Consider the following 243-nt stretch of genomic DNA (forward strand, 5'->3'; position numbering starts at 1 on the left):
TGGATCTTTTTATTATTAGTGGCCATGGTGTTCTCCCCGTATTTCTTGGGGTTGAACGTACCGACAATGCCGCAAATTATTAACCGCCGATTTGGCGATACCATGTATCGCTTGCTGACGATCTACTCGCACTGCACCATTGTCGTGGTGTGGCTTGGGGGAGGGTTATACTTCGGTGGTTTACTGTTTACCCAATTTATGGGTTGGGATCTGACACTTTCCAGATAGTTTATATTAGTCATC

The 243-nt window shown here is 45.3% G+C and carries 1 protein-coding gene; it reads left to right on the forward strand.

Annotation, left to right across the window (positions count from 1 at the left end):
• A partial coding sequence (locus Q4563_RS21980) for a sodium:solute symporter family transporter (protein ID WP_303606049.1) occupies positions 1–228 on the forward strand: 228 nt, incomplete at its 5' end.
• Between the last annotated feature and the right edge of the window lie 15 nt (positions 229–243).

It is taken from the genome of Gilvimarinus sp. 1_MG-2023, from assembly GCF_030548285.1.